This window comes from Blastococcus aggregatus (assembly GCF_900221005.1).
Classification (GTDB): Bacteria; Actinomycetota; Actinomycetes; order Mycobacteriales; family Geodermatophilaceae; genus Blastococcus; species Blastococcus aggregatus.
Map to the genome: position 1 here is coordinate 241,708 of NZ_OBQI01000004.1, position 12,963 is coordinate 254,670.

General features: G+C 74.1%; 15 protein-coding genes. 4 read left to right on the forward strand and 11 right to left on the reverse strand.

Going from position 1 to position 12,963, the window contains the following annotated elements; translation table 11 throughout:
- Nucleotides 1-31: 31 nt before the first annotated feature.
- The 5 genes from CRP29_RS23585 to CRP29_RS14550 all read right to left on the reverse strand — a co-directional run bounded on the left by CRP29_RS23585 (nt 32) and on the right by CRP29_RS14550 (nt 5,547).
- Entirely contained in the window at nt 32-1,114 is a 1,083-nt protein-coding gene (locus CRP29_RS23585; protein WP_097195780.1) for an ABC transporter ATP-binding protein, read from the reverse strand.
- A complete protein-coding gene (locus CRP29_RS14535; RefSeq protein WP_097195781.1) occupies nt 1,111-2,610 on the reverse strand; it encodes an ABC transporter permease in 1,500 nt (499 codons plus the stop codon). The genes CRP29_RS23585 and CRP29_RS14535 overlap by 4 nt, the downstream gene beginning before the upstream one ends.
- An 89-nt stretch (nt 2,611-2,699) precedes the next feature.
- The gene (locus CRP29_RS14540; RefSeq protein ID WP_097195782.1) at nt 2,700-3,722 is read right to left on the reverse strand and encodes an iron ABC transporter substrate-binding protein; all 1,023 of its coding nucleotides are present in this window, start codon (nt 3,720-3,722) and stop codon (nt 2,700-2,702) included.
- Between the two features lie 95 nt (nt 3,723-3,817).
- Nucleotides 3,818-5,125: an RNA polymerase sigma factor gene (locus tag CRP29_RS14545; RefSeq protein ID WP_245852828.1), complete on the reverse strand. Its 1,308-nt coding sequence runs from the start codon at nt 5,123-5,125 to the stop codon at nt 3,818-3,820.
- Complete coding sequence (locus CRP29_RS14550; RefSeq protein ID WP_097195783.1) at nt 5,122-5,547, reverse strand: YciI family protein; 426 nt, start codon at nt 5,545-5,547, stop codon at nt 5,122-5,124. Before CRP29_RS14550 ends, CRP29_RS14545 begins: the two co-directional genes overlap by 4 nt.
- A 148-nt stretch (nt 5,548-5,695) precedes the next feature.
- Here CRP29_RS14550 and CRP29_RS14555 point away from each other — a divergent pair, with 148 nt between their 5' ends.
- Together CRP29_RS14555 and CRP29_RS14560 are read left to right on the forward strand one after the other, a co-directional pair.
- The gene (locus CRP29_RS14555; RefSeq protein ID WP_097195784.1) at nt 5,696-6,394 is read left to right on the forward strand and encodes a hypothetical protein; all 699 of its coding nucleotides are present in this window, start codon (nt 5,696-5,698) and stop codon (nt 6,392-6,394) included.
- 29 nt (nt 6,395-6,423) lie between these two features.
- Nucleotides 6,424-7,650: a cation:proton antiporter domain-containing protein gene (locus CRP29_RS14560; protein WP_097195785.1), complete on the forward strand. Its 1,227-nt coding sequence runs from the start codon at nt 6,424-6,426 to the stop codon at nt 7,648-7,650.
- Here CRP29_RS14560 and CRP29_RS14565 read toward each other — a convergent pair.
- Nucleotides 7,641-8,525: a potassium channel family protein gene (locus tag CRP29_RS14565; RefSeq protein WP_097195786.1), complete on the reverse strand. Its 885-nt coding sequence runs from the start codon at nt 8,523-8,525 to the stop codon at nt 7,641-7,643. The two genes, CRP29_RS14560 and CRP29_RS14565, sit on opposite strands and share 10 nt — an antisense overlap.
- A 56-nt stretch (nt 8,526-8,581) precedes the next feature.
- Here CRP29_RS14565 and CRP29_RS14570 point away from each other — a divergent pair, with 56 nt between their 5' ends.
- Together CRP29_RS14570 and CRP29_RS14575 are read left to right on the forward strand one after the other, a co-directional pair.
- Nucleotides 8,582-9,094 (forward strand): DUF421 domain-containing protein, encoded by a 513-nt coding sequence (locus CRP29_RS14570; RefSeq protein WP_097195787.1) that lies wholly within the window; start codon nt 8,582-8,584, stop codon nt 9,092-9,094.
- Nucleotides 9,095-9,150: 56 nt separating this feature from the next.
- Nucleotides 9,151-9,342 carry an acyl-CoA thioesterase domain-containing protein gene (locus tag CRP29_RS14575; RefSeq protein WP_097195788.1) on the forward strand — a complete coding sequence of 64 codons (192 nt, stop codon included), beginning with the start codon at nt 9,151-9,153 and terminating at the stop codon, nt 9,340-9,342.
- 62 nt (nt 9,343-9,404) lie between these two features.
- On the opposite strand, the gene CRP29_RS14580 is transcribed toward CRP29_RS14575, so the two are convergent.
- From CRP29_RS14580 to CRP29_RS14600, 5 genes are all read right to left on the reverse strand, one after another.
- Nucleotides 9,405-9,902 carry an LppU/SCO3897 family protein gene (locus CRP29_RS14580; protein WP_097195789.1) on the reverse strand — a complete coding sequence of 166 codons (498 nt, stop codon included), beginning with the start codon at nt 9,900-9,902 and terminating at the stop codon, nt 9,405-9,407.
- 575 nt (nt 9,903-10,477) lie between these two features.
- Complete coding sequence (locus CRP29_RS14585) at nt 10,478-10,885, reverse strand: hypothetical protein (RefSeq protein WP_097195790.1); 408 nt, start codon at nt 10,883-10,885, stop codon at nt 10,478-10,480.
- Nucleotides 10,886-11,026: 141 nt separating this feature from the next.
- Nucleotides 11,027-12,001, reverse strand: coding sequence for a hypothetical protein (locus CRP29_RS14590; RefSeq protein ID WP_097195791.1), 975 nt, complete (start codon nt 11,999-12,001; stop codon nt 11,027-11,029).
- A 125-nt stretch (nt 12,002-12,126) separates the two neighbouring features.
- Nucleotides 12,127-12,330: a hypothetical protein gene (locus tag CRP29_RS14595; RefSeq protein WP_097195792.1), complete on the reverse strand. Its 204-nt coding sequence runs from the start codon at nt 12,328-12,330 to the stop codon at nt 12,127-12,129.
- A gap of 147 nt (nt 12,331-12,477) precedes the next feature.
- Nucleotides 12,478-12,954 (reverse strand): NUDIX hydrolase, encoded by a 477-nt coding sequence (locus CRP29_RS14600; protein ID WP_097195793.1) that lies wholly within the window; start codon nt 12,952-12,954, stop codon nt 12,478-12,480.
- Between the last annotated feature and the right edge of the window lie 9 nt (nt 12,955-12,963).

Consider the following 12,963-nt stretch of genomic DNA (forward strand, 5'->3'; position numbering starts at 1 on the left):
GGCAGGGGTCCGGCGGGATGCGCCGGACCGTTCAGCCGAGGGGCTGCAGCGGCGCCGGGACGCCGGTCGCTGCGACGGGGAAGACCAGCGCCGTGCCGCGCACGGTCACGGCGACGTCCGCACCGGTCGTGGGCAGCTCGCCGCCCTCGAGCCGCGCGCTGACGGTTCCCGCGGTCGGCAGGGCCAGCCGGACGCGGGCGTCGTGCCCGAAGAAGTCGACGCCGTCCACCCGCGCGACCACCTCACCGGGCGCCGAACCGGGCGTGGAGAGGCGCAGCTGCTCGGGACGCAGGAGCACCCGCGCGGGGCCGTCGGGGTACCCGCCGTCCACCGGCACCGCCCCGAGTGCGCAGTGCGCCGTGCCACCGCGGACGTCGGCGTCGAGGACGACGGCCTCGCCCACGAACGTGGCGACGTCGAGGTCCTGGGGGCTGCGGTAGAGGGTGCGCGGGTCGGTCAGCTGCACGAGCCGGCCGTGGCGCATGACCGCCACCTGGTCGGCCATCGAGAGCGCCTCGGCCTGGTCGTGGGTGACCAGCACCGCGGTCGCCCCGGTGGCGGCCAGCGCGGCGGAGACGGCGGTGCGGGTCTCCTCCCGCAGCGCGGCGTCGAGGGAGGAGAAGGGCTCGTCCAGGAGCACCAGGGACGGCGCGGGGGCCAGCGCGCGGGCGACGGCGACCCGCTGCTGCTGCCCGCCGGAGAGCTGGTGCGGCGACCTGCCGGCGAGCGCGGCGTCGAGCCCGACCAGCTCGAGCAGCTCGCGCACCCGGCCGCCGTCGCGGCGCTGCCGGCGGGGCAGGCCGAAGCTGATGTTGCCGGCCACGGTGAGGTGCGGGAACAGGCCGCCCTCCTGCGGCACGAAGCCGATCCCACGTCGGCGGGCCGGGACGCTGCGCCCCGGGCCGCCGGCGACCACCCGGTCGCCGAGCGCCACGGTGCCGGCGTCGGGCTCGTCGAACCCGGCGACGATCCGGAGCAGCGTGGTCTTGCCGCAGCCCGACGGGCCCAGCAGCGCGGTGAAGCTCCCGCTGGGCACGTGCAGGTCCACCCCGCGCAGCACCGGGGTGCCGGCGCCGAAGGACCGGGTCACGCCGGTCACGGTCAGGGAGCTCATGTCGTCAGACCTCGTCGGGCATCTCGGGACAGCAGGACGGTGGCAGGTGCGGCGAGCAGCACCATGACCACGGCGTAGGGGGCCGCCGCGCCGTAGTCCAGGGAGCTGCTGGCCGACCAGAAGGCCGTGGCCAGGGTCCGTGTTCCCGTGGGCGCGAGCAGCAGGGTGGCGGTCAGCTCGGTGACGACGGCCAGGAAGACCAGGGCGGCACCGGCGCCGATGCCGGGAGCCAGCAGCGGCAGGGTGATGCGGCGCAGCCGGTCGAGCGCGGAGGAGCCCAGGGACGCCGCGACGTCGTCGAACAGCGGCGGCGCCTGCTCGACCGCCGAGCGCACCGTGACCACGGCGCGCGGCAGGAAGAGGATCGCGTAGGCGGCCAGCAGCACCGGCACCGTCTGGTAGAGCCACGGCGTCGCCCGGATGCTGATCGTGACCAGCGCCAGGGCCACGACGATGCCGGGCACGGAGCTGCCCAGGTACGTGCTGCGCTCCAGCAGCGTGGTCGTCCGGCCGCGGGCGCGCACCGCCAGCCAGCCGGCGGGCAGCGCCATCGCCGTCGTCAGCACCGCCGCGGTGGCCCCGAGCCCGAGCGTGGTGCCGGTGGTGGAGGTCAGCAGGTTCCAGTCCAGCGCGGACGCGCCGCGCGCCATCCAGTAGCCGAGGCTGCCCAGCGGCACCGCCAGCGACAGCCCCACGAGGACGGCCAGCCCGAGCAGCGCCGGTGCGGTGAGCCCGCGGAGGGCCACCGGCCGGACCGGGCGCGTCGCTCCGCGGGTGCCGCGGGCGTACGTCCGCCGGCCGCGCAGCCGGATCTCGGCCAGCAGCAGCACCAGGCAGAGCAGCACGAGCACGCCGGCCAGCGTGGTGGCGCCCGGCCCGTTGAAGGTGGCCTGGTACTGGTCGTAGATGGCGGTCGTGAACGTCGGATAGCGCAGCATCTGCAGAGCGCCGAACTCGGCGAGCAGGTGCAGGGCCACCAGCAGGCTGCCGCCCAGCAGGGCCACGCGCAGCTGCGGCAGCTGGACCCGGCGGAAGACCGCCCAGGTGGAGAGGCCCAGGCCGCGGGCGGTGTCCTCGAGCGCCGGGTCCAGTCCCCGGAAGGCGGCGACCACCGGCAGGTAGACGAACGGGAAGTAGGAGAGCGTGACGACCAGGAGCGCACCGGCGTAGGTGTCCAGGCCGGGCAGCAGGGAGATCCAGGCGAAGCTGTGCACGAACGCCGGCACGGCCAGCGGCGCCACCAGCAGCACGTGCCAGATCCGGCGTCCCGGCACCGAGGTGCGCTCCACCAGCCATGCGGCCCCGACCCCCAGGACGCAGCAGGCCACCACCGTGCCGAGCACCAGCCGGGTGGTGTTCCAGAGCAGCTCGCCCACGCGGGGCCGGAAGACGAGCTCCTGGATGCCGGACCAGCCGAGGTCGAACGCGTACCAGACGATGTAGCCCAGCGGCAGGAGCGCCAGGGCGGCCACGGCCACGGCGAGCGCCACGGTCACCGGGTGGCGGCGCAGGCTGCGCGCGGGCGCGCCGGGGACCCGGTCCGCCGGGGGCGCACCGGGTGCCGGGTCCAGCGGCAGCGTGGTCGTCAGAGCAGCCCCGCCTCCTGCATCAGCTCGGTGACCAGCGCGGCGTCGAGCGAGCCGGGGTCGACGGGGGGCGCCTGCAGGCCGTCCAGCGGCGGCAGCGCGGGCGCGGAGTCCACCCCGACGCCGACGGCGTACTCCAGGGCGCTGCTGTCGGCGAGCTTCTCCTGCGCACCCCGGGCGGTGAGCCACTGGACCAGGCGCTGGGCGTCGTCCTTCTGGTCGGAGGAGGCGAGCACCCCCGCTCCGGAGACGCTGACGAACGCCCCCGGATCCTGGTTGCGGAAGAAGTGCAGCGCGGCGTCGTCGCCGATGAGGCCGTTCTGCGCCTGGTCGCGGAACCAGTAGTAGTGGTAGGTGATGCCGACCGGGACCTCGCCCTCGTCGACGGCCTTCATGATCGCGGTGTTGCTCGCGTACACCTCGGCGTTGGCCGCCAGGCCGGTGAGCCACTGCCGGGTCGCGTCCTCGCCCTCGAGCGAGAGGACGGCGCTGACGATGGCCTGGAAGTCCGGGCCGCCAGCGGCGATCGCCACCCGTCCCTTCCACGCCGGGTCGGCGAGGTCGAGGAGCGAGGCGGGGAGCTGGTCCTCCGGGATCTGCTCCGGGTTGTGGATCAGCGTGGTCGACCGCGCGGCGAAGCCGACCCAGTTGCCGGACGCGGGGCGGAACTGCTCCCCCACCTGCTCCAGGGTCGCGTCGTCCACCGGCGCGAGCAGCCCGGCCTGGTCGACGACGTCGATCGACGGGCTGTTCTCGGTGAGGAAGACGTCGGCCGGCGAAGCCTTGCCCTCCTGCACGATCTGGTTGGCCAGCTCGGAGTCGCTGGCGTCACGGAACTCCAGCTCGATGCCGGTCTCGTCGGTGAAGCCCTCGAGCATCGTGCGGACCAGGCTCTCGTGCTGCGCGCTGTAGACGGTGAGCGTCTCGCCGTCGGCCGAGCCCGAGTCACCGCAGCCGGCGAGGGCGGCGGCGAGGGCGGTGGCGGTCAGGAGCCCGGTGGTCGCCCGGCGCGGCGTGTTCACGTGCGAAGTCCTCCTGCGACGGGGCGGTCAGAACCCCACCAGAAGGCAAGGCACACCTAACTATAGGCATGCTTCGGGCGCGCCCCGCCCGCCCGTCAGGGAGCGGCGATCCCGGCCGGTCCCGCGCAGTCGCCGGCCCGTCCGAGCAGCAGCGCCCGCTCCCGCTCGTTGCGGGTGAGGCCGGCGGCCCGCCGGAACTCCGCCGCCGCCTCGGCGTGACGACCGAGCAGGGCGAGCAGGTCGCCGCGCACCGCCGGGAGCAGGTGGTAGCTCTGCAGGGCGGGCGCGTCGCGCAGCCCGTCCACGACCTCCAGCCCGGCCGCCGCTCCGTAGGCGCGCGACACCGCGACGGCGCGGTTGAGCTCCACCACCGGGGACGGCGTCAGCGCAGCCAGCGCCTCGTACCCCGCGGCGATCGCCGCCCAGTCGGTCCCCTCGACGCTGCGGGCGCGTGCATGGCAGGCGGCGATCCCCGCCTGCAGCGCGTACGGGCCGAGCGCCCCCGCGGCGGTCTGCTCGGCCCGGGCCAGCGCCGCCAGGCCGCGGTTCACCAGGACGCGGTCCCAGCGGCTCCGGTCCTGGTCGGCGAGCAGCACCGACTCGCCGTCCGGCCCGAGGCGGGCGGCCAGCCGGGAGGCCTGCAACTCCATCAGCGCGACCAGGCCGTGCACCTCGGACTCCCCCGGCACGAGCCCGGCGAGGATGCGCCCGAGCCGCATGGCCTCCTGGCACAGCGCCGGCCGGGTGAGGTCCTCCCCCGCAGTGGCCGAGTAGCCCTCGTTGAAGACCAGGTAGAGAACCTCGAGCACCGAGGACAGCCGGGTGGTGAAGTCCGCGCCGGTGGGCGTCTCGAACGGCACGCGGGCGGCGGTGAGGGTGCGCTTGGCCCGCACGATCCGCTGCGCCAGCGTCTTCTCCGGCACGAGGAAGGCGCGGGCGATCTCGTCGGTGGCCAGCCCGCCCACCAGCCGGAGGGTGAGCGCCACCCGGGCCTCGCGGGCGAGCACGGGGTGGCAGGCGATGAACACCAGCCGCAGGACGTCGTCCTCCACGACCTCGTCGAGCGCGGCGGCCCAGTCCTCCTCGAGCCCCTCGGCCTGGACCAGTGAGTGGCCCAGCTCCTCGGTCTTGCGCCGCAGGTTCTGCGCCCGGCGGAAGGAGTCGATCGCCCGGTGCTTGGCGGTGGCCATGAGCCACGCGCCGGGCCTGGCCGGCACCCCCGACGCCGGCCACTGCTCGAGTGCGGCGACCAGCGCGTCCTGCGCGAGCTCCTCCGCGAGCCCGACGTCGCCGGTGACCCGGGCCAGCGCGCCGACGATCCGGGCCGACTCCATGCGCCAGACGGCGTCGACGACGCGGTGCAGGTCCGCCGTCGACGCCGTCCGGGCCGGAGGGGTGGTCACGCCTCGCGCTGGGCGGTGAGCACGTCCCGGAGCTCGTCCTCCTTGGCCTGCAGCTCGGGCGTGAACGCCTCGCCGAAGTCCTCGGGGACCGAGAAGGGCCGGATCTCCAGCTCGCCGCCGCGGAAGGGGGCCTTGCGGGCCCACTCGACCGCCTCCTCCTTGGAGGAGACCTCGAAGACCCAGTAACCGGAGACGAGTTCCTTGGTCTCGGTGAACGGGCCGTCGATGACGGTGGCGTCGCCCTCGTCGTCGAACCGGACGCGGGCGCCGTGGGAACTCGGCCGCAGCCCGTCGCCGTCGAGCATGACGCCGGCCTTGACCAGCTCCTCGTTGTAGGCGCCCATCGCCGCCAGCATCTCCTGGCTGGGCATCGCGCCCTTCTCGCTGTCCTCGGTCGCCTTGACGATCACCATGAAGCGCATCGGACTCTCCCTGTCGTGGAGGCGGAGGCCGGTCCCGGTCGGCCGGCGGAGGCTCCGCTCTACCTTCCCGTCGAACGGGCTGCGCCGGAATCGACACGTCGGGAGGACATTCTTTTCCCGATCCACGCCCTGCGGGTAGGCGTGCTCCATGACGACGTCCGGAGCAACCGCCGCCCCGCCCCCTGAGGTGGAGGGGCTGGCCCGCCGGCTGGACCGGCCGATGGGGATCCTGGGCCTGGTCTTCGTCCTCGTGGTCCTGGGCCAGAGCCTGGCCCGGGAGACGTGGCTGGTCACCACGCTCGGCGTCGTCGGCTGGCTGTGCTGGGCCGTGTTCGTCGGCGAGTTCGCCCACCGTGCGGCGACCGCGACGGACCGACGGGCGTTCTGGGCCAGGAACTGGTGGCAGCTGATCTTCCTGGCGCTGCCCTTCCTCCGGTTCGTCCGCGCGCTGGCCCTGCTGCGGGTGGCCCGTGTCGGCGGCGTCCTGTCGGCGGCGGTCCGGGGTTCGCGGTCGGCCGGCCGCCTGCTGTCCAGCCGGATCGGCTGGCTGGCGGCCGTGACCGGCGTCGTCGCGCTGGCGGCCAGCCAGCTGCTGTACGTCCTGGGCGACTACGACGACTACGGCCCGGCGCTGTACGACGCCGCCCTCGCCACGGTCAGCGGCGAACCGCTCTCGGCCGACAGCGCCCTGGCCCGCGTCCTCGACGTGGTGCTCGCCGTCTACTCGGTGGCCGTCTTCGCCACCGTGGCCGGCGCCCTGGGTGCGTACTTCCTCGACCGCAACCGGACCGGCCACGATGACGTGGTCGCACGTCCCGGTGACCGACCCGGCGACGCTCCCGCATGATCGGCTGACGGTCCGGGCAGTGCGGTCCGATGACCATCGACGTGCTGCTGCTCACCGGCGGGCTGCTGGCCATCGGCGTCGCGGCGCTGTCGGGCCGGCTGCGCCGGCTCCCCGTGTCCGAGCCGCTCATCGGACTGGTGATCGGCGTGCTGATCGGGCCGGCGGTGCTCGACGTGCTCCCCGTGGCGCCGATGACCGAGGACCAGACCTGGCTGCACACGGCCACCCGTCTGCTCCTGGCGATCTCCGTCATGTCCGTGGCGCTCCGGTACCCGTTCGGGGATGCGCGGTCCCGGTTGCGGCCGGTGCTGCTGCTCCTGGCGGTCGCGATGCCGGCCATGGCGCTGGTGACCGCGGGGCTCTCCGTCGCCTTCCTCGGCGTCGGGCTGGGGGCGGCCGCGCTGCTGGGCGCAGCGCTGTGCCCGACCGATCCGGTGCTCGCCTCCAACGTCGTGACCGGCGCGCCCGCCGAGGAGGACCTCCCCGCCCGGGACCGGCAGATCCTGTCCCTGGAGTCGGGCGCCAACGACGGGCTGGCCCTCCCGCTGGTCCTGGTCGCCGTCGCCCTCGCCGGTCCCCTGACCACCGGCGACGCCCTCCTCGAGTCGCTCTGGCAGGTCACCGGGGCCGTGGTGGTGGGCGCCGCCCTGGGCTGGCTGGGCGGGCGGGCCCTGCGCGCCGGCGAGGAGCACGGCTCCACCGACCACGGGCCCCTCGCCCTGTTCACCGTCGTGCTGGCCTTCGCGGCGCTCGGGCTCTCGGGGATCATCGAGGTCGACGGCGTGCTCGCGGTCTTCGTCTGCGGGCTGGCGTTCAACCTGGTCGCCAGCGGGTCCGACCGGACCACCGACGCACCCATCGACGAGGCGATCAACCGGTTCCTCGTCATCCCGCTGTTCATCGCCGTCGGGGCGGCGCTCCCCTGGTCCGCGTGGGCCGACCTCGGCTGGCAGGGGCCTGCGCTGGCCGTCGCGATCCTGCTGCTCCGCCGGCTCCCCGTGCTGCTCCTGCTGCGCCGACCGCTGCGCCTGGGGCTCCCCGACGCGGTCCACCTGGGCTGGTTCGGGCCCATCGGCGTCTCCGCGCTGTTCTACCTCGGGATGGAGGCCGAGCGACTGGGCGCCGATCCCACCGTGCTGGCCGCCGGGACCCTGGTCGTCGCGGCGAGCACGCTGGCGCACGGCGTCACCGCGGCGCCCGGGCGGGTCCTGTACCGCCGGGCGACCGACCGGCAGGAGACCGCCGCTCAGTCCTGACCCGTGCGGTGGTGCGCCTCCGCGTAGGCGGCCAGGATCTCGTCCTTCGCACCGCCGGTGTGCAGGAACTGGTCGTCGAGGACCCGGGCGAAGTCGTCGACAGCCCTGTCCAGGAGTGCGGCGGCGACCCGGACGTCGAGGCGCGGCGCGGACCGCCCGCTCTCCGCCAGCGCGGTCGCGACCCGGATCATCGCCGGCAGCGCGGCCTCCTCGTCCCCGTCCCGGAAGTAGTACGTCTCGGCGTACTGGGTGACGTCGACCCGCGCCTGGACCAGCGCGCCCGCGAGACTCTCCAGCAGGGGCGCGGCCAGCGTCGAGCCGGCGTCGTGCAGAAGGTCCTCGGGAGCCACCGCCCGGAGCACCGCCAGCCGGACGGCGAGTGACCGCCGCCGGACGAGGGCCGGGTAGATCTGCAGCACCCAGGTGACCGACGCGGTGAGCAGGCCGAAGCCGACCAGCGCCTGCACGGGCACGGCGATCCGGAGCCAGCCATCGACCGGCACGACGTCACCGAAGCCGAGCGTCGCGAGGGTGACGGTGGACAGGTAGACGGCGTCGAGGACGTCACTGCGCTCGCTCACGTCCAGGCCGCTCGAGAAGGAGAAGGCCTCGGGCAGGTGGGGCACGTAGACGAGGGCGCCGCCGGCGATCAGCATCGCGAGCCACAGGAGGATGACCAGCCCCAGCCCGCCGGGACCGGTCAGGCCGCCGCTGCGGTTGCGACGCCGCCGCCCCGCCCACCACACCGCGCGCATCACCTGCGTGCTGAGGGAGCCGCGGCCACTGGGGTGCCACAGCGTGTGGAAGATGTCCCGCAGCGCGGCGAGGACCACGAGGACGCCCGCCGCGGTGATCGCCCAGTCCAGCCATGCCATCCCCGCCAGCCTGGCAGAGATCGGATGATCGGGCTCCCCGGGGTAGGGGCCTTCCCATGTGGTTCGACTCCTGGTCCGACATCGCCCGTGTGCTCGCCGTGGGCGCCGCCGCCTACGTGACCGTGATCGTGGTCCTGCGGGTGACCGGCAAGCGCACGCTCAGCAAGCTCAACGCCTTCGACTGGGTGGTGAGCGTGGCGCTGGGCTCCACCCTGGCCACCATCCTGCTGAGCAGCGACGTCTCCTGGGCCGAGGGGGCCACCGCCCTGGCGCTGCTCGCGTGTCTCCAGTTCGCCGTCGCCTGGACGACCACCCACCTCCCGGGCGGCCGGTCGGTGCTCACGGCGCGACCCACCCTGCTGCTGGAGGAGGGCAGGATCCTGCCCGGGGCGCTGCGGGAACAGCGCGTGACCGAGGACGAGATCCGACAGGCGGTGCGGGCCACCGGTACCGGGGACCTGGGCAGCGTCGCCGCCGTCGTCCGGGAGTCCGACGGATCGTTCAGCGTCATCTCCACGTCGCAGGCCGGAGACCGCTCGGCGCTCGAGGGAGTGCGCCGGGCGTCGTAGCCGGTCCGTCGAGGAGCGCACGTGTGCCGGCACGGCGTCCGGGTAGCCGCGACTGCATGGCTGACGACGTGCCTGCGACCAGCCAGCTCACCGTCACCTACCTGCGGCCGGGCCGGACGGGTCCGCTGTCGGTCACCGCCCGGGTGCGCACGCGCGGCGAGCACCTCACCGTCTGCGAGGCCGAGGTGGAGCAGGCCGGGAAGCCCATCGGGCACGCCGTCGCCACCTTCGCGCTGCTGCACACCTGACGACGGGCGGAGGAGGTTCCGGGCTGCCCGGACGGCCGGAGCCGACGGGCAGCCCGGACCGATCAGACCGGGCCGGCGCAGTAGATGGTGCCGGGCTCGGTCACCATCTCGCCCTCCCAGAGGGCGTACTCCGTCTTGTCGGCGAAGTCCACGCAGATGTCCTCGACGGGAGCGTCCTCGAAGTCCTTGTAGGTCATCTCCTGGTCGTCGATGCCGATGATCTTGAACTGGGCCTCGTCGGAGCCGCAGTCGACCGTCTCGTAGTCGGTCTCGCTGGTCGTCGTGATGCAGTCGCCGACCTCGGAGGCGCCGCCACCGAACAGGCCGAGCGCACCGGCGCCCACCGCACCGGCGACGACGAGGCCACCGGCGATGCCGAACCACTTCTTCTTCGAGGACGTGCCCTGCCCGGCCGGCGGCGTCGGGCCCTGAGGCGGGGGACCCTGGGGCGCCGGGTACTGGGCGGCGGGGTCGTAGCCGGGGACGTGGGCGCCGGGGCCGGGGACGTTCGGGTCGTTCGGGCCGGTGGGGCCGGGGGCGTCGGGGCCGGGGACGGTCATGGGTTCTCCTGGGTGCTCCGGAAGTGGTGCAGTCGCGGGAGAGCTTGCCTCACGGCCCGCTGACCAGGCAGTTCGCCACCGCGCGCTCGGACTCGACGCGGTAACGATGCGTTCCGGATCGACTCGCCCGACCCAGCCGCCCCAGGGCACGCCGTCGCCTCGTCGAGTTGCTGCACCCCGGGCCGGTCCCCCGTTCGGGGTACGGATCGGAGAGCCTGCCTGCAGAAACACTCCTGGGGAGGGATCCCGCCGTCGCCCAGGGACGGCTAACCTGAGGGAGCCCGCACGGTTCTCCGCTGCGGCCGGCGTCCAGGAGGCACCCCGTTCCCGCTCAGCATGGACGATGCGCCGACGCGCACCTCGGCTGCCCCTGCCGGGGGGACGCGAACATCCACCAGGAGCGCGCCGCGGAGATCACCGAGGCCCGCGCCAAGGCGGGTGAGCAGGTCGAGTGCCCCGAGTGCGGCGGCCCGGCCACCCCCCTGCAGATCGTGACGTGGGGTCACTGCCGCCCCTGCCACACCGCCGACTCCCGCTCCATCCAGCCGCTGCGCTGGTAGCGGGGAGCCGACCCGTCAGCGGCCGGGGCGCGCTCCGGCCAGCTCGCGGGCGGCCGCCGCGGCCTCGGTGCCCAGCTGGTCGTCGATCGAGGCCAGGAAGGTCTCCCAGGCCTGCTCCGGGGTGACCCCCAGCGCGGTGGCGATCTGATCCCAGCCGGCGCCGCCGCGCAGCGCGGCGCGGATGCCGACCAGTCGGCTGTCATGGGCCTTGCGCGCCACGACCTCGCCGAGGGCGAGCAGCTCGAGGGACTCGTGCACGTCGAGCTGGGTGTCGGTGGCCTTGAGGGCGGCCCAGTGGTCGTCGTCGTCGCGGACGGTGTTGAGCGCGGTGTCGCCGTTGTCGCGGCGACTGAGGAAGTCGAGTCGGGTCGCGGCCGTGGGCAGCGAGAACTCCGCAGCCAGGCCCTCGGGGGTGATGCTCATGCCGGAGGTGTCCCCCGCCGCTCGGGCGTGGCAAACCGGTGGGGACGCATCTCACCCGTCCGGCGTCGGTGTTCACGCTCCGCGCACGAGCGAGGGCCCGCACCCCGGTACGGGATGCGGGCCCTCGGGCAGTGCTGACCGTCAGCTGTTGACGCCGACGGCTTCCTTCGCGAGCGAGGCGAGCTGGGTCTGCGCGGCGCTGACCACGTTCGCCCGACCCTTGTGAGCCTCCTCGTAGGAGATGATCACGCGGATGTCGCGCGCCTCCGTGAGGCCCTTGATCGCCTTGATGGCGTCGCCGACCGCGAGGTTGTCGAAGTTCTTGATCGGCAGCTCGTCGGCGGAGACGTCACCGAGCTCCTCGCGGGCGGAACGGGCGGCCTTGGCCGCGCCCTTGTTGCCCTCGCGGTTGGCGATCTGCTCCGCGCGGCGCAGCGTGGCGCCGCGGCCGGCGGTGAGGCTCTCGCGGACGGCGCCGGTCAGGGCGGCCGCGCGGTCGGTGACGGCACTGAACCGGTCAGAGGTCTCCTCGCCGGCGTGCTTGACCGTGTCGACCGCGTTGTTCACGGTGTTCGCCCAGAAGCGCACGGGGGCGTTGACCGCGCGGGCGACGCCGCCGGCAACCTTCTGCACCGGCGTGGCCACCAGGGCGGCGGGACCGCCCATGGCCTCCTCGGCCAGGACGACGGTCAGCCACTCGATGGTCGCCGTGTGGGCCTCGATGAGCTTCTCGGCGAGCCGACGGACCGTGGTCTCGTCGGCCTGGTCGGCGAGGACCTTCACGTAGGTGGCGCGGTCGCGCAGCTGGTGCTCGAGGGCCAGGTCGGTGAGCAGCGCCTCCTCGAAGGGGGCCGCCTGCTCGAAGGTCGCCTTCAGCGTGGCCGACAGGCGGCCCACCGCCGGGGTGACGACGTCCGGCACGCCACCGATGGCGCGCAGCTGCTCGGTGATCTCGAACGAGCGAGCGGCGGCGTTGTCGGCGTTCTGGGTGAGCTCGCGGCGCACGGCATCGGTGCGGGCCTGGGAGATCCGGGTGCGTGCGACCTGCTCCTCGGTCTGCGTGAGCAGGACGAGGGCGCGCAGCTGGTTGATCAGCTTGCTGTTGTTGTCGGTCATGACGAGTAACAACTCCGTGGGATCGGGGATGACCTGACGGTTCTGGTCATGCCCCGATCCCGGGGAGTGCTAACTCCTGCAAGCAGATTGCTAGCAGTGAGGCCGGTCACGGCCGGCCGCACGGATCAGACGAGCGCGTCCTGCGAGCGGTCCAGCAGGGTCCGCGGCGTCACGCCGAAGCGGAGCACCGGCTGGGTGTCGTCGTCGCGCAGGTGCTGCGGCGCCAGGCGGGGCCGGCGCACCGGCAGCGGGGACGGCGGCAGGCGCTTGCCGCAGCCGACGCAGAACCGGCCGCGCTGCGCGACCGCGTCGCACTGAGTGCACGTCATGGATGCCTCCCCGAGGGCTGGTGGAGCCGCTGCCCGGTGGATCCGGACGTCTGGACAGTGGCAGACCTCGGGCCCCGTCCGGGTCGCCCGGAGTTCGGTGGGACGACATGTCACCCAACCGTCATCCACGTCTCGGGATCGTCGTGCTCACCCAGTGGGATCGGATCCGGCGAGATGCTCGGCGAGCCGGTCGAGGAAGGGCACCTGGCCCGCGACCAGCTTCGTGCGCGCCTCGTCGAGGGGGAACCAGGCGGCCCGGTCGATCTCGGGGAACTCCTGGATGCGGCCGGACCGCGGTGGCCACTCGAGCTCGAAGGTGTTGCTGGTGCAGGCCGCGGCGTCGAGGTCGCCCTCGGCCGCCCAGACGGTGAGCACCTTCCCCGAGGCGCGCAGCCGACCGAGCGGCACGAGGTCGGTGGCCGGCACCGGCGAGCCGAGTTCCTCCTCGAACTCGCGGTGCGCGACGGCCAGCGGATCCTCGTCCGGGCCGTGCTCGCCCTTGGGGAGGGACCACGCACGGTCGTCCTTGCGGGCCCAGAAGGGTCCGCCCATGTGGCCGATCAGCACCTCCCGGCCATCCGGGCCGAGCCGGTGCAGCAGGATCCCGGCGCTGGTCCTCGGCACGCCGGCGAT